Below are 21567 nucleotides of genomic sequence, written 5' to 3'. Positions count from 1 at the left end.
AGGTAAAAGGATTGCCAAGTAGCTGTCAATGAAAGGCAATGTGAAGGTGCGTGGAACGAGGGGCGGTGCGCCAACTTTGGCGAGATTCCGATGGCAGGGCCGGTCGCGGAACTTCTGACGAGTAATCAACTAACGCGGTGCGGGCGCCGCGGAACGCCGCCCGTCCTCCCTCGTCCACCGCCTGGCGGCCCCGGCCCGGATGCGATCGGGTGACCTGCCCAGCGGGTCCGCCGCCCACCCGCGGTGCACGCGGAACGATCGCCACGTCCACCGGTTCCAGCCACCTCAGGGAGCCCGCTGTGCGCATCCTGCTCCTCGCCGGCGCCTTCAACAGCCTGACCCAGCGCGTCCACGCCGAACTCGCCGACCGCGGCCACCACCTCGGCGTCGAACTGGTCACCCGCGACACCCCGTTGGCCGCGCTGGTGCCCCGGCACGCCCCGGACCTGATCGTCGCGCCGATGCTGACCACCGCCGTGCCCCGGGAGGTCTGGTCCGCCCGGCCCTGCCTGATCGTCCACCCCGGCCCGCTCGGCGACCGCGGCCCCTCCTCGGTGGACTGGGCCGTCCATCTGGGCGCGGAACGCTGGGGCGTCACCGTCCTCCAGGCCAACGACGAGATGGACGGCGGCGACGTCTGGGCGACCGCCGAGTGCCCGGTCCCCGAGGTCGGCAAGAGCGACTTGTACCGCAACGAGATCGCCGACGCCGCGCTCGCGGCGCTGCTGTCCGCCGTCGACCGCTTCGCCGCCGGCACCCACCGCCCGCAGCCGCAGCACGCGCTGCCCGCGGAGCGCCTCCTCGGCCGCCCCCGCCCGCGGCTCCGTCAGGACGACCGCCGCATCGACTGGGCCGTCGACCCCACCGCCTCCGTCCTGCGCACCCTGCGCGCCGCCGACTCCCGCCCCGGCGTCCGGGACCAACTCCTCGGCGGCACCTGGTTCCTGCACGGCGGCCACCGGGAGGACACCCTCACCGGGCGCCCCGGCGAACTGCTCGCCACCCGCCACGGCGCGCTCTGCCGGGCGACCGTCGACGGCGCGGTCTGGATCCCCGAACTCCGCGCGGCGCGCGCCCCCGGCGAACCCGCCCCGGTCAAGCTGCCCGCCACCCTGGCGCTCGGCGACCGGCTCCCCCCGCTGCCCGAGATCCCGGCCCCGTTGGAGGCCGACGACGCCCACCGCACCTGGGCCGACATCCGCTACCACGAGGACGGGCCGGCCGGATTCCTCCGCTTCTCCTTCCCCGGCGGCGCGTTGAGCACCGACCAGTGCCGACGGCTGCTCGCCGCCTACGAGTACGCCCGCACCCGGCCCACCTCCGTCCTGGTCCTCGGCGGACAGCGGGACTTCTTCGCCAACGGCATCCACCTCAACGTCATCGAGGCCGCCGCCGACCCCGCCGCGGAGTCCTGGGCCAACGTCAACGCCATCGACGACCTCGTCCACGCCGTGCTGACCACCACCGACCGACTGGTGGTCGCCGCCCTCGGCGGCAACGCGGCGGCCGGCGGGGCGATGCTCGCGCTCGCCGCCGACGAGGTCTGGAGCCGCGCCGCCGCGGTCCTCAACCCGCACTACCGGCTGATGGGCCTCTACGGCTCGGAGTACTGGACGTACACCCTGCCCCGCCGGGTCGGCCCGGAGACCGCCGACTACCTGATGCACCGCGCGCTGCCGATCACCGCGGCCCGCGCCCAACGGCTCGGCCTGGTCGACCGGGTCGTCGACTGCCCCGCGGGGGAGTTCGGCGACCGCGTCGGACGGCTCGCCCGCCGGTTGGCCGCCTCGCCCGGCGTCCAGTCCCGGATCGCCGCGAAGAAGGACCGCCGGGAGCGCGACGAGGCCGCGCGACCGCTCGCCGCCTACCGGGACGACGAACTCGCCCGTATGCACCGCACCTTCTTCGATCCGGGCGCCCCGTACCACGCGCTGCGCCGCGCCTTCGTCCGCAAGGAGCCGTCGGCCGGCACCCCGGAGCATCTCAACGCCCCCACGGCGCGGGCGGGCGGCACGGCGGGCACCTCCGGCTGAGCGGGCCGGCGGCCGCCCGTGCGCCGGCCCCGGCCCGTCCCGCCCGCGCGCCCGGCCTCAGCCGGTGGGCAGGTACTTGTACCCGACGCCGAAGACGGTGCTGATCAACTTCCGGCGGCCCGGGCCCAGTCGGCGCCGGAGCCGGGCGATGTGCACGTCCACCGTGCGCGCGCTGGAGCGGCAGTCGGGCCAGACCGCGACCATCAACTGCTGCCGGGTGAAGGCCCGTCGCGGGTGCAGTACCAAGTGGGCCAGCAGGTCGAACTCCAGCCGGGGGACGTCGAGCTGTCGCCCGTCGATGGCGACCGTGCGGGCCGCGGTGTCGATCTCGATCGGTTCCGCCGCGGCCTCGCCGGCCGGTTGTTGGGGTTCGGTGGGCATCACGGACGGGTCGGTGCAGGACGGGGCGAGGATGATGTGCACCTTGTCGGAGGCCAGTCGGCGCACCGATACGGGCTCCAGGTCGTGCAGGGTGAGTTGCCACTTGCCATCGGGGAGCCGGTCGACCGCCAGGGGTGGTGCTCCGCCGGAGCCGACCTTTGCCGGCCGGCCGAAATCGGCATCCGGGCGCAACGCAAGGGGGGTCGTCGACGCGTTCATAAACATGATCTGGGCCCATTCCTCTTGCAAAGCAGGCGTGTTCGGACAGACATGGCGGTGCTCGACGTGCGACCCACGGTTCTTGCTGCAACCGCGGTCGCTGCGCGGTCCGGTGTGCGGAGCGGGGGCCGACGCCCCGGCACTCGTGATGCGGGTGCGCTCGGCGGGGCAATCGCCCTCCCCTCCCTGTTGGGGAGTGCGTTCGCGCCCGTGCCCGTGCTCAGCGGTGACGAGAAGAACCGTCACTGCACCGGTGCGAACGAACGCTACATGTGATCGCGCGCTTCCGGATAGTAGCTTCCGCTAATGACGGGCGTTCTTGAGCCGATTTCATGTTTTGCACTTCCGGCCTGCCGTCGGGCCGAATCGGGGCGGCCGACGACCCGAAGTCCCGCGCCGCCGACGGTCGGGAATCGGCTCCCTGGCCCCGATTTCCTTACAACTTCCTTATGGGTGCCGGGAGTCTCCCGTAAGGGTTCTGCCGTACCAGACCCTTACCGCAGGGTGAGGCCATGGACGCGCACACGGCCGGCCGGCCGCCCCGTACCCGCCCCTTGCCCGACAACTCCCCGCCAGGGCAAGGAAGATGGCTGCCTCTGCTGGCCGCCTGTCTGGGGACCTTCCTGCTGCTGGTCTACGCGACGATCGTGACGGTGGCGCTGCCGCGGATGGCCGGCGCGCTGCACGCCGGCTTCGGCGCCCTGCAATGGATCACTGACGTCTACACCCTCGCCCTGGCCGGGCTGTTGCTGGGCATGGGCTCGCTCGGTGACGCCCTGGGCCGCAAGCGCCTGTACGTCCTGGGTCTGACCGTCTTCACCGCCGCCACCCTGGCCTGCGCACTGGCCGGAAACGTCCACCTGTTGATCGCCGCGCGTGCGGTGCAGGGCATCGCGGGCGCCGCGATGTTCGCCACCCTCGTCCCGCTGATCGGCCTGGCCTACACCGGGCGGGACCGGGCCCGCGCGTTCGCCGTCTGGGGCGCGGTCGCCGGCGCCGCCGCCGGCATCGGCAACGTCGCCGGCGGCATGCTCACCCAACTGCTCTCCTGGCAGTGGATCTTCTACGGTGCACTGCCGGTCTGCGCGGTGGCGCTCTGGCTGGCCACCAAGGTGCCGGCCGACCACGCCCGCACCGCCGCCCGGATCGACTGGCCGGGGATCGCCACCTTCAGTCTCGCCGCGACCGGCATCACCTTCGGCTTCATCCGTGGTGGCGAGGCCGGTTGGGGTGCCGGCTCGACCCTGGCGGGCTTCGGGCTCGGTGCGGTGCTGCTGTGTGCCTTCGCCCTCGTGGAACGCGCCGCGAAGCGCCCGATGGTGCCGCTGGACCTCTTCCGCACCCCGGCCTTCAACGGGCTGTTGCTCGCCTCCGGCGCCTACTACCTGGGCGGGTTCGCCTTCCTGCCGGTGCTCTCCCTCTGGCTCCAAAACGGCCTCGGGCTCAGCTCGTTCGCCACCTCGCTGGTCATCACCGCCCAGCCGGTGGCCTTCTTCGCGACCTCCGCGCTGGCCGGTGGGGCGCCGCACCGGATGCCCGCCCGGTGGAGCGTCGGCGGCGGCACCCTCCTGGTGGCCGCCGGTGATCTGCTGCTCCTCCTGGTCCAACCGGGCTCGTCCTGGCCGGTGTTGCTGCCCGGCCTGATCGTCACCGGCATCGGCGCCGGGTTGGTCTCGCCGGTCCTGCCGGCGCTGGCGATGGCCTCGGCGGATCCGGCCCACAGCGGGGTTGCCAGCGCGGCCTCCAACAGTGCCCGTCAGCTCGGGCTGGCCCTGGGCATCGCCCTGTTGGGCACCGTCTTTAACCGTTCCGTACCCGGTACCGGCGCCGGCGCTTCCCCCGGGGCGTACGCGGCGGGGCTGGGCGCGGTGTTCCTGGTGGCGGGCGCGGTCGCGGCGCTCGGGGGTCTGGTGGCGTGGCTGGTGTGCGAGAAGGAGTGAATATGCCGGTCAAAACCTCCGGCCCGTTGGTATGCGATTCAATCTCCTCCCGGCGAAAAGGTGCGGAACCAGATATTCCAGACGACTGTTTTCGAAAAGAGGAGGAAATGAGTAGGGTGTGGGCCGCCACCGACTGACCAGCGGCGGCGGTCCAGCCGAATTCGGCATGGACGGAATGCGCGGGCGCCGCAAGTCTCCCGCGCACACCGGGAGGGGAACATGCCGGCCGGCTCATTCGAGGGGCAGTACGTATGGAGTCCAGCAGCAGATGACCGGGCGCTGGCACAAGCGTGTATGGATGTCCGGGCCGGGCGCTACTTCAGCGCCCACGAGGTGTTGCGGGAGACCCGCGGGGATTTCGAGGTGCGGGCCCACCGCTCGCTCGTCCTGGCCTCCGAAGCCGCCGGCTCCGACCTGGCCGAACGCTGGCTGGCAGAAGAACCGGGCCCGGAGGCGGCCCTGTTGTGGGCCCGGGTGGCGATGCTGCGGACGCTACGGATGGCCGACGCCGGCGACCGGCGGGCCGGCGCCCTGGACCGGATAGCGCGCACCGCCTGCGAACGGGCCGCGAAACTGGCGCCCGAGGACCCCACCCCCTGGGTCGCCCAGCTCGCCCTGGCCAGACTCGACCGCCCCCGGGACCCCGCTCCGCAGGGGCTGTTGACCTCGCCCGCCGGACCCTGGTACCTCTTCGCGCACATCCTCCGGCTCGACCCGTGGCACCGGGAGGCGCACCACCGCTTCCTGTCCTTCTTCTTCACCCGCCACGGCGGCTCGTCCAGCGCGAGTTGGGACGTCGCCGCCTTCCTGGGCCAGCGCGCGGCGGCCGCCTCGCCGCTCCGACTGCTGCCCCTGGTGGCGCTCGTCGAGGACTACAACCCCGCCGCGCTGTTGGCCGACCGCACCTGGGAGCAGCCGCAGTGGATCACCGCCGCGACCGGCATCCACCGCAACTGGTTCCCGACCGTGGCCGGTTACCGCTTCACCCCGGTCGTGGATCTGGCCTATCTCGCCCATGCGCTTTTCATGGCGAAACACGAATTCGAGGCCCGCGAGGTCCTCACCGCCATGGGCCCCTATGCGTCCCGGATGCCCTGGAGCGCCTTCGGTGATCCCGAGGAGCAATTGACCAGGGCTCGAAGGGCGTGCGGACTCCCCGTTCCGCACGATCCGTGATGCGTCGAACGAATTCCCCACATACCCCACCGGACCGTTGCCCCCCACACCAACAGAAAGGTTTCGGTAGTGCCCGAGCGTACGTCCTCCCCGCCCCGCGTCACAAACCGCTCGAAAAACCAGCCCGGCGTGGACCCCGCCGCCCTCGACGATGACGCGACCCTGCATGCCATGGGTTATCCGCGGAAACTCACCCGAAGATTCCGCGCCTTTGACAACTTCGCCATTTCCTTCACCATCATCAACATCATCTCCGGCATCTTCTCGTCCTTCGGTTTCGGGCTGAACGCCGGCGGCCCCCGCATCCTGATCTTCGGCTGGATCGGGGTCTCCGTCATGGTGCTGTTCGTCGGCGCCGCCATGGGCGAGATCGCCTCCGCGTACCCGACCAGCGGAGCCCTGTACTTCTCGGCGGGCAAGCTGGCCAAGCGCCACCAGGGCGCCTGGTCCTGGTACACCGGCTGGCTCAACTTCGTTGGTCAGGTCGGCGGCACCGCCGCGACCAACTTCGCCGCCGCCACCTTCATCCAGGCGTTCGTCGCCATGCAATGGCCCGCCTATCAGCCCACCGCTCCCCAGACGGTCGGCATCACCGCGGCCATTTTGCTGGTGCAAGCCCTCGCGAACACCTACACCGTGCGGCTGGTCGCGCTGGTCAACCGCATTTCCGTGTGGTGGCTGTTGATCGGCATGGTGGTCATCGTCGCCGCTCTCGCGCTCATTCCCGCGCACCACCAGGCGCCGTCGTTCGCCACCCACTTCGCCAACAACACCGGCTTCACCAACGCCATTTACGGCGGAATGCTCGGACTGCTCGTCACCAGTTGGACGTTCACCGGCTTCGACGGCAGTTTCCACATGTCCGAAGAAACGGTGAAGGCGACGGTCAATGCCCCGCGCGGCATCATGCGGGCGATCGGTTACTCCGCGCTCGCCGGTCTGATCCTGATGCTCGCTCTGGTGTACGCCATCCGCGACTACGACCACGCCGCGCAGGCGGACGCCCCGCCGGTACAGATCCTCATCGACGCGCTCGGTGTGCACACCGCCAAGTTCCTGCTGCTGATCGTCATCGGCGCCATGCTCTTCTGCGGGCTCGCCAACATGACCAGCAACACCCGGCAGATCTTCGCCTTCTCCCGCGACGGCGCGATGCCCGGCTCCCGTTGGTGGCACTCGGTCTCCGACCGCACCCGCACCCCCGTCAAGGCCGTGTGGCTCGCCGCCGTCTGCTCGCTGATCCTGGTCATCCCCGGTTGGTGGTCGCACACCGCCTTCACCGCCGTCGTCAGCGTCAACGTCGTCGGCCTCTTCCTCTCCTACGGCGTGCCCATCTTCCTCCGGCTCCGGCTCGACGACTTCCAGACCGGCCCGTGGAACCTCGGCCGCTACGGCAAGCCGATCGCCGCGATCGCCGTGCTCTGGATCGTCGTCAGCAACGTCCTGTTCATGCTGCCGCAGCAGTACCCGGTCACCCCGGAGTCCTTCAACTACGCGCCGATCGCGCTCGCGGTGGTCCTGGTGATCGCCACGGTCTGGTGGTTCGCCACCGCCCGCCGCCGCTTCCAGGGGCCGGTGAGCTACGGCAGCCCCGACGAGGTCGCGGCCATGGACCTCATCTGACCCACGCCCACGACAGAAAGGACTCGACCCCCGATGCGACCGACCACCACCGCCCCGACCGAGACCGCCGCCCCGGACGGCGAACTCACCGTCGCCGCCGCCCCGTTGGAGCGCTGGCACGAGGTCGTCGGCTGGACCGCCGAGGAGGGCTGGAACCCCGGCGACGACGACATCAGCAGCTTCCACGCCGCCGATCCGGACGGCTTCTTCCTCGGCCGCCGCGGCGAGCGCACCGTCTCGGCGCTCTCCCTCGTCAACTACGCGGACGACTACGCCTTCCTGGGCTTCTACCTCGTCGCGCCCGGCCTCCGCGGCCAGGGCCTGGGCCTGGCCACCTGGCGCGCCGCCTTCCCGCACGTCGGCGCCCGGACCGTCGGCCTGGACGCGGTCCCCGCCCAGGAGGCCACCTACCGGCGCGCGGGCTTCACCGCCGCGCACGACACCCTCCGCTACACCGGCCGCCCCACGCCCGGCGCCCGGCCCGCCCCGGACACCCACCCGGTGACCGCCGCACACCACGACGCGATCGCCGCCTTCGACCGCCGCTGCTTCCCCGCGGACCGGCGGGAGTTCGTCACCCGCTGGTTGACCACCCCCGGCCGCACCGCCCGGGTCCACCTGCGCGACGGCGAGGTCGTCGGGTACGGCGTGCTCCGCCCGGCCCAGTCCGGCTACCGCATCGGCCCGCTCTTCGCCGACACCCCGGCGACCGCCGAGGCCCTCTTCGACGCCCTCACCGCCCAGCTCGACCCCGCCGACGAGGTCACCCTCGACATCCCCGAACCCAACGCCGCCGCCCGCACGTTGACCACCGACCGCGGCCTGACGCCCCGTTCGCACACCATCCGGATGTACACCGGCCCCGTCCCGCCGGTGGCCGCCGAGCGCACCTTCGGCGTGACCAGCCTCGAACTGGGCTGATCGCAGGGGTCGTCCGGGCACCGGAGCGCCGCCCTGGCCCCCGCCCCTCCCGGGGCGTGGTGGTCAGGGCGGCATGGACGGGTTCACCGGGCAGGTGCGGACGTATGAGGTGTGGCGTCGTGGATCGCCTCCCCTAGCGCGCCATCCAGGGGGCGAAGGTCTCGACCGTCAGATCGAGAGGGTCCGTGTGCGCACGGACTCCGCCCAGGTGGCGAGCAGTTGCTCGTACTGTTCCTGTTCCTCGGGCCATAGCGGCCGACCGGTACGGGCGGCCATGAACTCGCGTATCGCGCGGTTGGCCTCGGCGGTGGCGTCTGGGACGCAGGCAGTCGCCATGCCGCAGATCATATGCGTTGGGATGGTCTAGGGCTATTACCGCTTTTGGATGATAGTGGCAACCTCTGCCCTTGATATCACTCTCGTGCCCACGCCGAGGCACCGTACGCCCTCCGGCCGGCCGGGACTCGTACGGCTGCGGTGCCCCAACGGCCCCGTGGCGACGGGGAGATGACTGCCCCGCCGCCGCGGAGCGGACGCGCGGCCTCCCTCAGCGCAGCGAGGCGCCGTACACGTGATCCACCGACATCGTCATCAGCACCCGTCGGTCGGAGACCATCACCGTGCGGTACTCGTCCCAGTCCGGGTGCTCCCCGGTGGCGCGGCGGTAGTACTCCACCAGCGCCTCGACCTCGGGGGCCTGCGGGTCGGCGCCCGGTCCGACGAGCGTCGCGGTGCCCTCGGCGGTGGCCCAGGCCCGGCCGTCGGGGCTGGTGACCTCCAGCGCGGCCCGCGGATCCCGGCGCAGATTGGCCGTCTTGGCCCGCCCCTCGGTCATCGACACATAGAGGACGTCGGCCGCCCGGTCGTAGAACGGCAGGACGGGGGAGAGCTGGGGGCGGCCGTCCGACTTGATCGTGGCCAGCACGCCGAGCCGGCTCTCCGCGAGCAGTGCGCGCGGGTCGAAAGGGGTAGCAGTCATGCCGTGTCAACGGGCCGGCCGGCACCGGCTATTCCCGACCGTCTACGGTGGACGCCCCGGTGCCTTCGGGTGTCGCATGGTGAAGTGAGCTTCCGAGGGAGGTCGTTGGGCGTGGACGTCTACGAAGCGGTGGACAGCCGGCGGTCGGTGCGCGGCTTCACCGACCGGCCCGTGCCCCGGCAGGTACTGGCGCGCGTGCTGTCCGCCGCGGCCCGCACGCCGTCCGGCGCCAACCTCCAGCCATGGCACAGCTATGTGGTGACGGGTGCCCCGCTGGCCGCGCTCAAGAAGCGCACCGCCGAGCGGGTGGCCGCGGGGGACCCCGGGGACCCGCGCGAGTACGAGATGTATCCGGCCGTGCTCAAGTCCCCTTACCACGAACGCCGATCGGCCGCCGCCGACCAGCGGTACGGCGCGCTCGGCATCCCGCGGGAGGACGCGGCGGCCCGGCGACGGGAGGCGGCCAGGAACTGGGACTGTTTCGGCGCCCCCGCCGCGCTGTTCTGCTACATCGACCGCGACCTGGGGGCGACCCAGTGGGCCGACCTCGGCATGTACCTCCAGAGCGTGATGCTGCTGCTCCGCGCCGAAGGGCTGCACAGTTGCGCGCAGGTGGCCTGGTCGGTGTACCGCGGCTCGGTCGCCGAGGTCGTCTCGCCGCCGGACGGGCTGGTGCTGTTCTGCGGACTGTCGATCGGCCACGAGGACCCGGCCGCGGGGGCCGTCCGCATCGACCGGGCGCCCCTCGACGAGACGGTCACCTTCGTCGGTGACGAGGGGAACTGACACCGCGATGCGACGCGTTGAGGACTGGGAGCGCGAGGCGGAGTGGCGGCTGCCGGCCCCCGTGCTGACCTACTTCCGGCAGGGCGCCGGCGTCGGCCTGTCGGCCGCGGAGGCCGCGGCGTGCTGGGACGAGCCGCGGCTGCTGCCCCGCGTGCTGCGGGACGTCAGCTCCGTCGCCACCCGAACGTCCGTCCTGGGCACGGACGTTGACACCCCGATCCTGGTCGCCCCGACGACGCTGCAGCGCCAGGCGCACCCGGAGGGCGAGGTCGCCATGGTGCACGGCACCGCCGCCGCCGGCTCGCTGACCTGCGTCTCCAGCAACGCTGGCGTGCCGTTCGCCGCCCTGGCGGGCCCCGCCCCGTGGTGGGTGCAGGCGTACGTCCTCAAGGACCGGCGGCTGACGGCGGAGCTGCTGGAGCGCGCCAAGGAGGCCGGGGCGCGGGCCGTGGTGCTGACCGCGGACACCCCCGTCGTCGGGCAGAAGTCCAGCACCGGGCCGAGCGTCTGGGACACCGTCCCACCGGAACACCTGCTGGCCAACGTCGACCGGCGGGAGCTCGACGACTGGCGCTGGGACAAGGCGGCCGACCTGACGCCCGCCACCATCGACTGGCTGCGCACCACCACGGGACTCCCGGTGGTGGTCAAGGGGGTGCTGCGGCCCGACGACGCGCGCAGCTGTCTGGCCGCCGGCGCCGCCGCGATCTGGGTCTCCAACCACGGCGGGCGGCAGTTGGACGGCGCCGTCCCCACCGCCCGGGCCCTGCGCCCGGTCGCCGAGGCCCTGGCCGGCAGCGGCGCCGAACTCTACGTCGACGGCGGGCTGCGCACCGGCCGGCACGCGCTCCTCGCCCTCGCGCTCGGCGCCACCGCGGTCTTCGTCGGGCGGCCGGCCCTGTGGGCGCTGACCGTCGACGGGGCGACCGGCGTGCAACGGCTGCTCACCGACCTCACCGCGGAACTGGCCCACGCCATGGCCCTGGTGGGCGCCCCGGACCTCGCCGCCCTCACCCCCGACCTGGTCGCCGACGGCATCTGAGGCCCCGGCCCCTCAGCCGATGAGTGCGGCGAACGCGTCCAACCGGCGCAGGGCCTCGGCCGGCGGAACGTCCGGCAGGTGGAAGACGATCCCCGCGGCCCCGGCCTCCCGGTAGGCCGCGACGGCCTCCGCGGTGGGCGGCACGGCGTTGACGATCACCGGAACGTCCGGCCCCGCCGACGCCAGTTGCTCCGCCGCCGCCCCGAGGTCGTCCGCGCCGACCGCGTTGGGCAGCCACCCGCCGAACCGACGGGCCCGGGCGATCGCCTTGGCGCTGCCGCCCCCGACGTAGATCGGCGGATGGGGTCGCTGCACCGGCTTGGGCCAGGCGAAGAGCGGGTCGAAGTCCACGTACCGGCCGTGGAATTCGGCCCGCTCCTTCGTCCAGACCTCGATGATCGCGGCCATCCGCTCGTCGAGCAGCGCGCCCCGGGTGCGCGGGTCGGTGCCGTGGTTGCGCATCTCCCCGCGGTGCCAGCCCGCGCCGATGCCGAAGACCGCCCGCCCGTTGGAGAGGAAGTCCAACGTGGCGACCTCCTTGGCGGTCTGCAACGGGTCCCGCTGGACCAGCAGGGCGACCCCGGTGCCGAGCAGCAGGCGCTCGGTGACCCCCGCGACCGTGCCCAGCGTGACGAAGGGGTCGAGCGTGCGGAAGAACTGCCGCCGCAGTTCGCCGCCGCGCGGATCCGTCGTCGGTCGGCCCGCCGGGATGTGACTGTGGTCGGCCAGGAAGAGGGCCTGGAAGCCGCGTTCCTCCAACGCCGGCCCGAGCCGGGCGGGTTGGAGGGTCTCGTCGGTGGCGATGGTCTGCACGCCGAACAGGGGCGTGCCCAAAACGGTCGGCATGCCTTCACGGTAGGCTCGCCGCCGCGAATCGACAAGTGGGACTGATAAATTCAGCCTGTCTACATCGCCGTGAGTGAAGGCCCGCTGAGCGGTGCCGGCCCGGCCGGCCCGGCCGGCGCGGCCGGGCCGGTGGGTCAGGGCGCGAAGACCGTGCTGGCGAGGGCCACATGGACGGCGGTGCCGCCGAGGATGCTCAACAGGGCGTTGCGGCGCCAGAGATGGAGGCCGATGGTGACCGCCAGGGCCGCGAGCGGGGCGAGCGCGCGCGGCTGGGTCACCGGGAGGTCGCGCAGGGCGTAGGCGACCAGGATGACCATCACGCCGGCCGGCATCCGGCTGCTGAGGTACTGCACGGTCTTGCTCGCCCGCAGCGGTGCCAGGGCGGCGAACGGCAGGGCGCGCAGGGCCCAGGTGACCGCGGCGGAGACGACCACCGCGGCGATCAGGTACGGGGTGTCAGGCATGGGCGGGCTTCCTGCGGGCGAGGAGGTGTCGGGCCAGGAGGCCGACGGTGAACAGGACGAAGGCGGCCGGCAGCATCTGGTCCGGGAAGGCGAGGCGGGCGGCCAGGGCGCTGAGCAGCGCGAGGGCGGGCGTGGGGAGATCGCCGCGGCGGCCGCGGATGGCGTCCAGGGCCAGCACGGTGAACAGCGCGGTCAGCGAGAAGTCCAGGCCCCGGACGCCCTCGGGGATCAGCGAGCCGAGCAGGGCGCCGACGGTGGCGCTGCCGGCCCAGTACACGTGCAGCAGGAACTGGAGCCAGAGGATCCGGCCGCTGGGCCAGGAGCGGGCCCGCTCCGTGGTGGTCAGCGCGTACGTCTCGTCGGTGAGGGCGAAGGTGCTGTAGGTCTTCGCCAGGCGACCGCGCACCCGGTGCAGGGGGAACGACAGGGTGTAGAAGACGTGCCGGATGTTGACCAGGAAGGCGGTCAGCGCGACCGTCGCCAGGGGTGCGACGGCGGTGACCAGGCCGATGAGCAGGAACTCGAACGAGCCGGCGTAGATCAGGGTGGTGAAGAGGGTCGCCCACCACCAGGCCAGCCCGGAGTGCGTGACGAGCACGCCGAAGGCGAGGCCGAGCGGCACGAGCGCCAGGCCCACGGACGCGGAGTCCTGGACGGCGGCCCGGAACGGGGTGGGCGTTGCGGGCGGGGGAGCGGGGGCTACGAGGGGATCGGTCCTGGGGGGACCGTCGATGGTGGCCGGGGGTATTGCCATGTCGCAATTTTAGATCGAATTCGATCTTATTTGGTTGCTGATTGTGGCCCTATGATCGCCGTATGGGCAATGGAATCGACCTGGATGCCGTCGACCGCGAAATTTTGTTTCTGCTCCAGCAGGACGGGCGGCTGACCAACGTCGAGCTGGCCAAGCGGGTCGGGCTGACGCCGCCGCCGTGCCTGCGGCGGGTCAAGCGCCTGGAGGAGGCCGGCGTCATCGCCGGCTACCGGGCCGTCATCGATCCCGCGGCGGTCGGCCGTGGCCTGGAGGTGCTGGTCGACGTCGAGGTGTACGCCACCGACCGCAAGACGGTCGAGGATTTCGAGAACACCGTGGCGTCCTACGAAGAAGTCGTCGAACTGCGCCGGTTCTTCGGCCGCCCCGACTACTTCCTGCGCGTCTCGGTCGCCGATCACGCCGCCTACGAAGAGTTCCTCACCCGCAAGCTCACCGGGCTGCGCGGCGTCCTGCGAGTGGAGTCCCATCTGACCATGAAGAAGATCAAGACGGAGGTGTGAGCGGGCCGCGGGGCCCGGGCCCGACGGGCGGCCCGGGCCCGGGAGTTCAGCGGCCCAGGCGGCCGCGGACCACGGCGAGCATCGCGTCGAGCTCGGGCACCCGGAACAGGCGGGCCAGCAGCAGGAAACCGCCCAACAGCACGACGGCGCCGGCCAGGAGCGCGACCAGGGACCCCAGGGCGTCGCCGCCCACCGCGTGGCGCAGCACGGTGGCCAGGACGCCGGCGGCGAGCGCGGCCGGCGCGGCCGCGGCGCTCAGCCGGCCGTAGGCGCGCAGCACCCGGCGGCCGTCCAGGTCGCCGCCGAGCCGGTTGCGCAACCGGCGCCAGGCGACGGCGATGCCCACGGCGAACCCCAATCCGTACGAGGCGGCCATGCCGGTGACCGCCCACTGTGCCGGGAGCAGGGCGGCACACAGCCAGGAGGCGGCGGCGTTGACGAAGGCGACGACGACGGTGTTGTAGAAGGGCGTGCGGGTGTCCTCGTAGGCGTAGAAGCCGCGCAGCACGACGTACTGCGCGGAGTACGGGATCAGGCCGAGACCGAACGCCATCAGCGCGTGGCCGATGCCCTGCGCGCCCTCGGTGCCGGAACCGGCGTAGAGCAGGCCGGCCATCGGGACGCCCAGGGCCAGGAAGGCGAAGGCGCAGGGCACGACGGCGACGGCGGAGGTCCGCAGGCCGTAGGAGAGGTCGTCGCGGACGGCGGCGGTGTCGTCGTCCTGGGCCGCGCGGGAGATCCGCGGCAGCACCGCGGTCATCACCGAGACGGTGATGATGGCCTGCGGCATCTGCCAGATCTGGAACGCGTAGTTGTACGAGGTGAAGCCGGCGCCGGTGTGGCCGGCCCGCTCGGCGGCGGCGCCCGCCTTGGTGGCGAGCTGGGTGACGACGGTCATGCCGATCTGGTTGGCGAGCACGAACAGCAGCGTCCACTTGGCCAACCCCATGGCCTTGCCCAGACCCTGCCCGCGGAAGTCGAAGCGCGGGCGGAGCCGGACGCCGGCGTCCCGGAGGTAGGGCAGCATGGCCAGCGCCTGGACGACCAGGCCGAGCAGGGTGCCCAGGCCCAGGAGTCGGACGCCTTCGGGGGTGATGGTCGACGGGCTGACGCCGGAGTCGGTGAAGCCGCCGAACGCCCAGATGAAGGTGGCGAACGTGGCGATGGTGACGACGTTGTTGAGGACCGGCGTCCACATCATCGCGCCGAACCGGCCGCGGGCGTTGAGGATCTGCCCCAGCACGACGTGGACGCCCATGAAGAACATGGTGGGCAGGCAGTACCGGGCGAAGGCGACGGTGAGCGCCATCCGCGACGGGTCGCCGGCGATGTCCGGCGACAGGACGCGCACCAGCAGCGGAGCACCCAGCACACAGACCACGGTGACGCCGGCCAGGACCACGGTGACCAGCGTCAACAGCCGGTTGGCGTACGCCTCGCCGCCGTCCTCGTCCTTCTTCATCGCGCGCACCAACTGCGGTACGAACACGGCGTTCAGCGCCCCGCCGCCGACCAGCACGTAGATCATCGTCGGCATGATGTTGGCGACCTGATAGGAGTCGCTGAGCGTGCTGACGCCGATCGCGGCCGCCATGACCAGGGTGCGCAGGAAGCCGGTGATCCGGGAGACGATCGTGCCGGCCGCCATCAGCGCGCTGGACCTGGCCAACCGGCCGGCGCCGCCCTTCGGTTCCGGCTCGGCCTCCGGTGGCGGTGGCGGGGCGTGCCGCTCGCCGTCGCCGGGCAGGACGGCCGACGGGGTGCGCGGGGTGGACAGGCGCAGCGGAAGCGTGTCGTCCGGCAGCGGGTCGCGGGCCCGTCCGCGCCCGTCGGGCCGTTCACTCGGCACAGCCATGCCTGTTCCTCCTCGTCACCACAGGCCCCGGCGGCCTGCCACGGATCGAGGTGCCACGATCGCACCCCGTCCGGGGCGACCCGGCACGGGATGCCGCACAGGGGGACTTTTCCGTCATGATCGGCCGGAAGTTTGCCGTCCGGGGCCGCGTCCACCGTGGCGTCCAGACCCTCCGAAGTCCGCTATGATCATGGTGCAACTCCGGTCCTGTGGACGGGAATCGCGCGTCTGTGGTCCAAGGAAAGACGTCCACCAACCGGTGGGAGATGCAGGTGCAAGGCCGGCCGGGCGCTCAAGAAAAGGTCCCCTTCCCCAACGGGAAGGGGACCTTTGCGTTGGGTGCGGCGACGAGCGGGGTTCCCTCAACACCCCTACACCCGGCGGTGGTTGGGCGGTCAGTGGCCGGACGCCTCAGGGGCCGACGGTCCCGTCGATGCCCTCGCGGAGGAAGTCGGCGTGGCCGTTGTGGCGCGCGTACTCGTGGATCATGTGCAGCATGATCAGGCGGAGCGAGACGTCCTCGCCCCAACGGGGTTGGTGGACGGTCACGTCGAGCGACGCGGCGGCCTCCTCGACGCGCCGGGAGTGGGTCACCTCCGCCTGCCAGGCGGCGAAGGCCGCGGCCCCGTTGGCCTCCGCATCGTCGAACGCCGCCTGGAAGTCCACCTCTTGGGACCAGATCATCGGCACGTCCTCACCGGCCAACGTCCGGCGGAACCAGGTCCGTTCCACCTCGGCCAGATGACGCACCAGGCCGAGCAGGGACAGCGTCGACGGCGGCATGGACCGCTGCCGCAACTGGGCGTCGGTCAGGCCCTCGGTCTTGCGCGCGAGCGTGGCGCGGTGGTAGTCGAGAGAGGCGCGCAGCGTCTCCCGCTCACCGGCGCACCGGGGCGGATCTATCCGATCGATGGTCATGCGGGCAGAGGCTAGCGGTCGACCCTTCCCGCCGTACGCCACGGCCCGGGCGCCGCCGCACCCGGGCCGTTACCGACGTTGTGGCGGAGCCGCCGTCAGGGCAGGTAGCGCTCGATGGCGGCCCGGCCCTTTTCCTCGATCAGACGCCGGGCCCATTCCAGGCTCTGCGGGGTGGGCTCCCGTCCGGACGCCCTGACCAGGTCCTCCGCGTCGAAGGGCCGCTCGCTACCGGTGTACAGCTCCGACGGCCGCTGCTCGGCCGGGGTCTTCCTGCCATTGGTCGTCACAGGTCCTCCTCTGTCCGCGCCCGCCGAGTGCCGGGACCTCGCTGGTTTCCATCATGGGACCGGCCCCGGCGACCCGCACGGCGTACACCGGGTCGCCGCCTCAGCCCACCGGCCGCGGCGCCCCCGGGTAGTGCGGCGGGAACGCCTGCTCCGCCCAGATCGTCTTGCCGTACGGCGTGTAGCGCGTCCCCCAGCGCTGCACCAACTGCGCGACGATGAACAGCCCCCGTCCACCCTCGTCGTCGAGCGCGCTGTGCCGCAGATGCGGGGAGGTGTGAGCGGCGTCGGAGACCTCCGTGACCAGCGCCAGGTCCCGCAGCAGCCGCAGGTGCACCGGGCCGGCGGCGTGCCGCACCGCATTGGTGACCAGTTCGCTGACCGCCAGCTCGGTCGCGTACGACAGTTCCGTCAGGTCCCACTCCGCGAGCTGTCGGGTGGCCAGCTCCCGCGCGGTGCCGACCGCGGCGGGCTCCGCGGGCAACTCCCAGGCGGCCACCTGCCGGGTGTCCAGCTCCCGGGTCCGCACCAGCAGCAGTGCCGCGTCGTCGGGCGCCGCACCGTCCGGCAGCAGCGCGGCCAGTGCCCGGTCGCACAGGTCCGCCAGCGGCCGGCGGTGCTCCCGCAGCACGTCGCCCAGGATCGCCAGCCCGGCGTCGACGTCCCCGTTGCGGCCCTGGACCAGCCCGTTGGTGAACAGGGCCAGCAGGCTGCCCACCGGCAGCGCGGTCTCCCACGACTCGAACGGCAGGCCGCCCAGTCCCAGCGGCGGGCCGGCCGGCAGGTCCGGGAACGACACCTCGCCCGTCGGGTACACGACCGCCGGCGGCGGATGCCCGGCGCGGGCCATCGTGCAGTGCCGGGACACCGGGTCGTACACCGCGTACAGGCAGGTCACCCCGGTGGCCACGTCGTCCGGGCCGGGCTCCGCGCCGGCCCCGGCGGCGCGCTCCTCGGGGGTCTGCCCCACCAGGTCGTCGAGCCTGCTCAGCAGCTCGTCGGGCGCCAGGTCCAGCCGCGCCAGCGCCCGCACCGTCGTCCGCAGCCGGCCCATGGTGGCCGCGGCCTGGAGGCCGTGCCCGACGACGTCCCCCACCACCAGCCCGACCCGGGTGCCGGACAGCCCGATCACGTCGAACCAGTCGCCGCCCACCCCGGCCCGGTCGTCGCTGGGCAGATACCGGTAGGCCATGTCCACCGCGGACTGCGGCGGCAGGTGCTGGGGCAGCAGATCGCGCTGGAGGGTCAGGGCCGCGGCGTGTTCGCGGGTGAACCGGCGGGCGTTGTCCATCGCCACGGCGGCCCGGATCACCAACTCGTCGGCCAGGTCGATCTCGCCGCCGTCGAAGACCGCCGGGGAGTCCGCGCGGTCGAAGGTGACCAGCCCCATCGAGGCGCCACCGGCCCGCAGCGGCATCACCATCGTCCGCTCCGCGCGGATCATCCCGCCCGACGACAGGCTCCGGTACTGCGGGGTGCCCGGCGCGTAGGAGATCGGGTACGGCGGGCGCGGCGGCCGGTCCGGCGGATCGTCGCAGGAGCGCGCGGCGACCCGGACCAGCTCCGGCACCCCGGACGCGCCCGGCTCCGGATCGCCGCCGGCCAGCACCGACCCCAGCAGGTCGACGGTGACCGCGGCCGCGAAGTCGGGCACCGCGACCTCGGTGATCTCCCGGGCGGTACCGACCATGTCCAACGTGGTGCCGATCTTCCGGCCGGCCTCCACCAGGAGCTTCAACCGGCGCTGTGCCTGATAGCGGTCGGTGATGTCGAAGGAGTCCTCGCAGACCCCCAACACCCGCCCGTCCGGATCCTGCAACCGGTAGTACGAGCAGGACCAGACGTGCTCGGTGCCCGGGTCGGTGGGCTGCTCGCCGACGAAGTGCAGATCGAGGAACGGCTGCCCGGTCGCCAGCACATGACGCATCACCGAGTCCAGCGTCCTGGGATACCCCTCCGTCACGAACGTGCCCGGATACAGCTCGTCCGCCCGCTTTCCGATCAACTCCCGCAGCGGCAGCCCGATCTCCCGCCCGTACGAGGCGTTGAACCACGTCAGCCGGAGGTCGTCGTCGTAGATCGCCAGGCCCACCGGCGACTGGGTGGCCAGCCCGTGCAGCATCGCCTGCCGCGACTCCCACGCCCGCAGGTCGCCCAGGGCCGTGGCGACCAGCACCCGGGCCGGGCCGGGCGCGACGCCCGGCAGCGCATCGGCCAGCGGGCACATCGTGAGGGCGACCGGCAGCCGGTGGCCGTCCGCGTGCCGCGCGGACCACGTCGCGATGGTGGCCATTCCCGTGGGTGGGCGGTCGCCCGCCGGGGGCCGGTCCGGCTCCGGGAGGAAGGTGGCGGCCGGCCGGCCGATGATCTCCTCCGGCGCGTAGCCCAGCAGGTGCCGGGCCGCCGCGCTCCAGCCGATCACCAGCCCGCGGGCATCCAGTACCGCCGTGGCCGCCCTGGTGACGTCGAGGGGCCCACGGAAGTCGGCGCTCGTCGCCGCCGTCCACGCGTTCATGGCATCAATCCAGCCCGGTTCGGTACCTCCAGGATCGAGCCCGGCCATCGGCAGCACAACCGACCCTGCCCCGAGCGGGCGACCTGCGGGGGCGGGCGGTCGCTGGCACAGTGGGGTGAGGGCGCCGAGGACCCGCCGCGATCCCCGCCGACCAGCGCGGACTGATCCACGCTCACCCGTCGGACCGGCCCGAGCCACAGGAGGCAGATGCCGATGCCGTCCCCATGCCCGACCTCGCCGGTGCGCGGAGCGCCCTGCTGGGTCAGCCTGCTGACGCACGACCTGCGGGCCGCGGAGAGCTTCTACGGTGCCGTGCTGGGCTGGCGGTTCCGGCCGGCCACACTGGGCGAGGAGTTCGCGGTCGCGATGCTCGACGGGGAGCCGGTCGCCGGGGTCGGGGCGCTGGTGCAGAGCTTCCAGGTGCCGGTGTCCTGGACCGCGTACTTCGCGGTGGAGCGCGCCGACGACACCGCCGGACGGATCCGGGAGCGCGGCGCCACCGTCGCCGTCGGGCCGCTCAAGCTCGGCCCCGGGCGGGCCGCGCTCGCCGCGGACCGGGACGGTGCCACCTTCGGCTTCTGGGAGGGCCAGACGCTGTCGTGGTCGGTGGGCACGGGCCACGCGCCGGCGATCCTGGAGCTGCGGACCAGGGACGCGTTCGCCGCGGCCATCTTCTACGCCGAGGTCTTCGACTGGGCGACGGATCGGCCCGGCGGCTGTCAGGTGACGTACGAGCACGACGAGGTCATCGTGCACGACGGGACGCACGTGGTGGCGGCGCTGCGTGGCGGCGGCGTCGAGGCCGCCCCGGACCCGCGGGTGAGGCCGCAGTGGCACGTGCACTTCCGGGTGGACGACGTGCGGCGGGCGACCGAGGCGGCGGTGGCGGCCGGCGGAACCGTCACCCCGGTGACCGCGACCCGGGACGGGTCGGGCAGTCAGGCGATGGTGCGGGACCCGGACGGCGGACTGTTCACGGTGACGGCACCGGGGGCGCCGCCGCCGGACTGAGGGGAAGTCCCTTGGGAGGAGGGTGAGTTGAGTGGTCGGATGCCGATGCCCGGAACCCCGGTTGCGGGCGGGCCTGAAGGGGAGCTGAGGGCGCGGTTAAGAAAACCTCGATGGACCGGAAGGGGCGTCGTACGGAAGATTTCTGGCCAGAGAGCGGTGGGCCGGATCGGGTCCGGTGAGGTCGCTCCAGTCATCTCTTTCTAACGGGAGTCGTTGCGGTGAAGGCACTGGTCAAGGAGAAGGCGGAGCCGGGACTCTGGCTGGTGGACGTGCCGGAGCCGGAGATCGGCCCCGGTGACGTGCTGATCAAGGTGTTGCGGACCGGTATCTGCGGCACCGATCTGCACATCCGCGCCTGGGACGGCTGGGCGCAGCAGGCCGTCAGCGCGCCGCTGACCGTCGGTCACGAGTTCGTCGGCGAGGTCGTGGAGACCGGCCGGGACGTGGCCGATATCAAGGCCGGCGATCTGGTCAGCGGCGAGGGCCACCTGGTCTGCGGCAGTTGTCGCAACTGTCTGGCCGGCCGGCGCCACCTGTGCCGCGCCACGGTCGGCCTGGGCGTCGGTCGGAACGGCGCGTTCGCCGAGTACGTGGCGCTGCCCGCGACCAACGTCTGGGTGCACCGGGTCCCGGTCGACCTCGACATCGCCGCGGTCTTCGACCCGTTCGGCAACGCCGTGCACACCGCACTCTCCTTCCCGTTGGTCGGCGAGGACGTGTTGATCACCGGGGCCGGGCCGATCGGCATCATGGCGGCGGCGGTCGCCCGGCACGCCGGCGCCCGCAAGGTGATGATCACCGATGTCAGCGAGCAGCGGCTGGAGCTGGCGCGCAAGGTCGGTGTGAGCCTCGCCCTCAACGTCGCCCACAGCTCCATCGCGGACGGCCAGCGCGAACTGGGCCTGCGCGAGGGCTTCGACGTCGGCCTGGAGATGTCCGGCCGGCCCGAGGCCATGCGCGACATGATCGGCAACATGACGCACGGCGGCCGGATCGCCGTCCTCGGGCTGCCCTCCGAGGAGTTCGCCGTCGACTGGTCCCAGATCGTCACCTCGATGATCACGATCAAGGGCATCTACGGCCGGGAGATGTTCGAGACCTGGTACGCGATGTCCGTGCTGCTGGAGGGCGGCCTCGACCTCGCGCCCGTGATCACCGGCCGTTACCCGTACCAGGAGTTCGACGCCGCCTTCGCCGACGCGGCCAGCGGCCAGGGCGGCAAGGTCATCCTCGACTGGAGCGTCTGACCCGACGCTCCCGGAATTTCCCGAGCGCCCGCCCGCACCCCATAAGGAGACC

At 72.4% G+C, this 21567-nt stretch carries 20 protein-coding genes; 10 read left to right on the top strand and 10 right to left on the bottom strand.

The genetic code is table 11. From position 1 onward, the window contains the following. The first annotated feature begins 299 nt into the window (after positions 1–299). Positions 300–2033 carry an enoyl-CoA hydratase-related protein gene (locus ACIQU6_RS07105; RefSeq protein WP_403480604.1) on the top strand — a complete coding sequence of 578 codons (1734 nt, stop codon included), beginning with the start codon at positions 300–302 and terminating at the stop codon, positions 2031–2033. A 57-nt stretch (positions 2034–2090) separates the two neighbouring features. Here the strand turns inward: ACIQU6_RS07105 and ACIQU6_RS07100 are convergent, their stop codons facing one another. Beyond that, a complete protein-coding gene (locus ACIQU6_RS07100; RefSeq protein WP_403480603.1) occupies positions 2091–2633 on the bottom strand; it encodes a winged helix-turn-helix domain-containing protein in 543 nt (180 codons plus the stop codon). A 512-nt stretch (positions 2634–3145) separates the two neighbouring features. On the opposite strand from ACIQU6_RS07100, the gene ACIQU6_RS07095 reads away from it, so the two are divergent. The 4 genes from ACIQU6_RS07095 (at position 3146) to ACIQU6_RS07080 (ending at position 8293) form a co-directional block, all read left to right on the top strand. After that, on the top strand, positions 3146–4573 hold the full coding sequence (locus tag ACIQU6_RS07095; RefSeq protein ID WP_403480602.1) for an MFS transporter: 1428 nt from the start codon (positions 3146–3148) through the stop codon (positions 4571–4573). 219 nt (positions 4574–4792) lie between these two features. Further along, positions 4793–5749 (top strand): hypothetical protein, encoded by a 957-nt coding sequence (locus ACIQU6_RS07090; protein ID WP_403480601.1) that lies wholly within the window; start codon positions 4793–4795, stop codon positions 5747–5749. A 171-nt stretch (positions 5750–5920) separates the two neighbouring features. After that, positions 5921–7372 (top strand): amino acid permease, encoded by a 1452-nt coding sequence (locus tag ACIQU6_RS07085; protein ID WP_403480664.1) that lies wholly within the window; start codon positions 5921–5923, stop codon positions 7370–7372. A 33-nt stretch (positions 7373–7405) separates the two neighbouring features. Continuing rightward, entirely contained in the window at positions 7406–8293 is an 888-nt protein-coding gene (locus tag ACIQU6_RS07080; protein WP_403480600.1) for a GNAT family N-acetyltransferase, read from the top strand. Positions 8294–8461: 168 nt separating this feature from the next. Here the strand turns inward: ACIQU6_RS07080 and ACIQU6_RS07075 are convergent, their stop codons facing one another. Continuing rightward, positions 8462–8629: a hypothetical protein gene (locus ACIQU6_RS07075; RefSeq protein WP_274917486.1), complete on the bottom strand. Its 168-nt coding sequence runs from the start codon at positions 8627–8629 to the stop codon at positions 8462–8464. A 211-nt stretch (positions 8630–8840) separates the two neighbouring features. Further along, positions 8841–9272: a PPOX class F420-dependent oxidoreductase gene (locus ACIQU6_RS07070; protein ID WP_403480599.1), complete on the bottom strand. Its 432-nt coding sequence runs from the start codon at positions 9270–9272 to the stop codon at positions 8841–8843. A 111-nt stretch (positions 9273–9383) separates the two neighbouring features. On the opposite strand from ACIQU6_RS07070, the gene ACIQU6_RS07065 reads away from it, so the two are divergent. Continuing rightward, positions 9384–10058, top strand: coding sequence for a nitroreductase (locus tag ACIQU6_RS07065; protein WP_403480598.1), 675 nt, complete (start codon positions 9384–9386; stop codon positions 10056–10058). 7 nt (positions 10059–10065) lie between these two features. Beyond that, a complete protein-coding gene (locus tag ACIQU6_RS07060) occupies positions 10066–11100 on the top strand; it encodes an alpha-hydroxy acid oxidase (protein ID WP_403480597.1) in 1035 nt (344 codons plus the stop codon). A 12-nt stretch (positions 11101–11112) separates the two neighbouring features. Here the strand turns inward: ACIQU6_RS07060 and ACIQU6_RS07055 are convergent, their stop codons facing one another. The 3 genes from ACIQU6_RS07055 to ACIQU6_RS07045 form a co-directional block, all read right to left on the bottom strand. Then, entirely contained in the window at positions 11113–11946 is an 834-nt protein-coding gene (locus ACIQU6_RS07055) for an LLM class F420-dependent oxidoreductase (protein WP_403480596.1), read from the bottom strand. 134 nt (positions 11947–12080) lie between these two features. Further along, positions 12081–12410: a branched-chain amino acid transporter permease gene (locus ACIQU6_RS07050; protein ID WP_403480595.1), complete on the bottom strand. Its 330-nt coding sequence runs from the start codon at positions 12408–12410 to the stop codon at positions 12081–12083. Beyond that, positions 12403–13047, bottom strand: coding sequence for an AzlC family ABC transporter permease (locus ACIQU6_RS07045; RefSeq protein WP_403480663.1), 645 nt, complete (start codon positions 13045–13047; stop codon positions 12403–12405). Before ACIQU6_RS07045 ends, ACIQU6_RS07050 begins: the two co-directional genes overlap by 8 nt. A gap of 179 nt (positions 13048–13226) precedes the next feature. Here ACIQU6_RS07045 and ACIQU6_RS07040 point away from each other — a divergent pair, with 179 nt between their 5' ends. Continuing rightward, a complete protein-coding gene (locus tag ACIQU6_RS07040) occupies positions 13227–13685 on the top strand; it encodes an Lrp/AsnC family transcriptional regulator (protein ID WP_403480594.1) in 459 nt (152 codons plus the stop codon). Positions 13686–13731: 46 nt separating this feature from the next. Here the strand turns inward: ACIQU6_RS07040 and murJ are convergent, their stop codons facing one another. The 4 genes from murJ to ACIQU6_RS07020 all read right to left on the bottom strand — a co-directional run bounded on the left by murJ (position 13732) and on the right by ACIQU6_RS07020 (position 19257). Continuing rightward, on the bottom strand, positions 13732–15540 hold the full coding sequence (murJ, locus tag ACIQU6_RS07035; protein WP_403480593.1) for a murein biosynthesis integral membrane protein MurJ: 1809 nt from the start codon (positions 15538–15540) through the stop codon (positions 13732–13734). A 411-nt stretch (positions 15541–15951) separates the two neighbouring features. Then, positions 15952–16458: a DinB family protein gene (locus ACIQU6_RS07030; protein WP_403480592.1), complete on the bottom strand. Its 507-nt coding sequence runs from the start codon at positions 16456–16458 to the stop codon at positions 15952–15954. 95 nt (positions 16459–16553) lie between these two features. After that, positions 16554–16745 carry a hypothetical protein gene (locus tag ACIQU6_RS07025; RefSeq protein WP_383411717.1) on the bottom strand — a complete coding sequence of 64 codons (192 nt, stop codon included), beginning with the start codon at positions 16743–16745 and terminating at the stop codon, positions 16554–16556. Between the two features lie 100 nt (positions 16746–16845). Continuing rightward, positions 16846–19257 carry a SpoIIE family protein phosphatase gene (locus ACIQU6_RS07020; RefSeq protein WP_403480591.1) on the bottom strand — a complete coding sequence of 804 codons (2412 nt, stop codon included), beginning with the start codon at positions 19255–19257 and terminating at the stop codon, positions 16846–16848. A 213-nt stretch (positions 19258–19470) separates the two neighbouring features. Here ACIQU6_RS07020 and ACIQU6_RS07015 point away from each other — a divergent pair, with 213 nt between their 5' ends. Both ACIQU6_RS07015 and tdh read left to right on the top strand, forming a co-directional pair. After that, the gene (locus tag ACIQU6_RS07015) at positions 19471–20268 is read left to right on the top strand and encodes a VOC family protein (protein WP_403480590.1); all 798 of its coding nucleotides are present in this window, start codon (positions 19471–19473) and stop codon (positions 20266–20268) included. A gap of 218 nt (positions 20269–20486) precedes the next feature. After that, the gene (gene tdh, locus ACIQU6_RS07010; protein WP_403480589.1) at positions 20487–21515 is read left to right on the top strand and encodes an L-threonine 3-dehydrogenase; all 1029 of its coding nucleotides are present in this window, start codon (positions 20487–20489) and stop codon (positions 21513–21515) included. The last annotated feature ends 52 nt before the right edge of the window (positions 21516–21567 follow it).

The organism is Streptomyces sp. NPDC090442 (assembly GCF_044769405.1).
Taxonomy (GTDB): domain Bacteria; phylum Actinomycetota; class Actinomycetes; order Streptomycetales; family Streptomycetaceae; genus Streptomyces.
This window is presented reverse-complemented; position numbering and strand designations above follow the sequence as displayed.

What these genes read in the sequence shown, in the direction of transcription:
- ACIQU6_RS07100 (WP_403480603.1), bottom strand. Translation starts at nt 2,633, where the DNA reads ATGAACGCGTCGACGACCCCCCTTGCGTTGCGCCCGGATGCCGATTTC.
- ACIQU6_RS07095 (WP_403480602.1), top strand. Translation starts at nt 3,146, where the DNA reads ATGGACGCGCACACGGCCGGCCGGCCGCCCCGTACCCGCCCCTTGCCC.
- ACIQU6_RS07090 (WP_403480601.1), top strand. Translation starts at nt 4,793, where the DNA reads ATGCCGGCCGGCTCATTCGAGGGGCAGTACGTATGGAGTCCAGCAGCA.
- ACIQU6_RS07085 (WP_403480664.1), top strand. Translation starts at nt 5,921, where the DNA reads ATGGGTTATCCGCGGAAACTCACCCGAAGATTCCGCGCCTTTGACAAC.
- ACIQU6_RS07080 (WP_403480600.1), top strand. Translation starts at nt 7,406, where the DNA reads ATGCGACCGACCACCACCGCCCCGACCGAGACCGCCGCCCCGGACGGC.
- ACIQU6_RS07075 (WP_274917486.1), bottom strand. Translation starts at nt 8,629, where the DNA reads ATGGCGACTGCCTGCGTCCCAGACGCCACCGCCGAGGCCAACCGCGCG.
- ACIQU6_RS07070 (WP_403480599.1), bottom strand. Translation starts at nt 9,272, where the DNA reads ATGACTGCTACCCCTTTCGACCCGCGCGCACTGCTCGCGGAGAGCCGG.
- ACIQU6_RS07060 (WP_403480597.1), top strand. Translation starts at nt 10,066, where the DNA reads ATGCGACGCGTTGAGGACTGGGAGCGCGAGGCGGAGTGGCGGCTGCCG.
- ACIQU6_RS07055 (WP_403480596.1), bottom strand. Translation starts at nt 11,946, where the DNA reads ATGCCGACCGTTTTGGGCACGCCCCTGTTCGGCGTGCAGACCATCGCC.
- ACIQU6_RS07050 (WP_403480595.1), bottom strand. Translation starts at nt 12,410, where the DNA reads ATGCCTGACACCCCGTACCTGATCGCCGCGGTGGTCGTCTCCGCCGCG.
- ACIQU6_RS07040 (WP_403480594.1), top strand. Translation starts at nt 13,227, where the DNA reads ATGGGCAATGGAATCGACCTGGATGCCGTCGACCGCGAAATTTTGTTT.
- murJ (WP_403480593.1), bottom strand. Translation starts at nt 15,540, where the DNA reads ATGGCTGTGCCGAGTGAACGGCCCGACGGGCGCGGACGGGCCCGCGAC.
- ACIQU6_RS07030 (WP_403480592.1), bottom strand. Translation starts at nt 16,458, where the DNA reads ATGACCATCGATCGGATAGATCCGCCCCGGTGCGCCGGTGAGCGGGAG.
- ACIQU6_RS07020 (WP_403480591.1), bottom strand. Translation starts at nt 19,257, where the DNA reads ATGAACGCGTGGACGGCGGCGACGAGCGCCGACTTCCGTGGGCCCCTC.
- ACIQU6_RS07015 (WP_403480590.1), top strand. Translation starts at nt 19,471, where the DNA reads ATGCCGTCCCCATGCCCGACCTCGCCGGTGCGCGGAGCGCCCTGCTGG.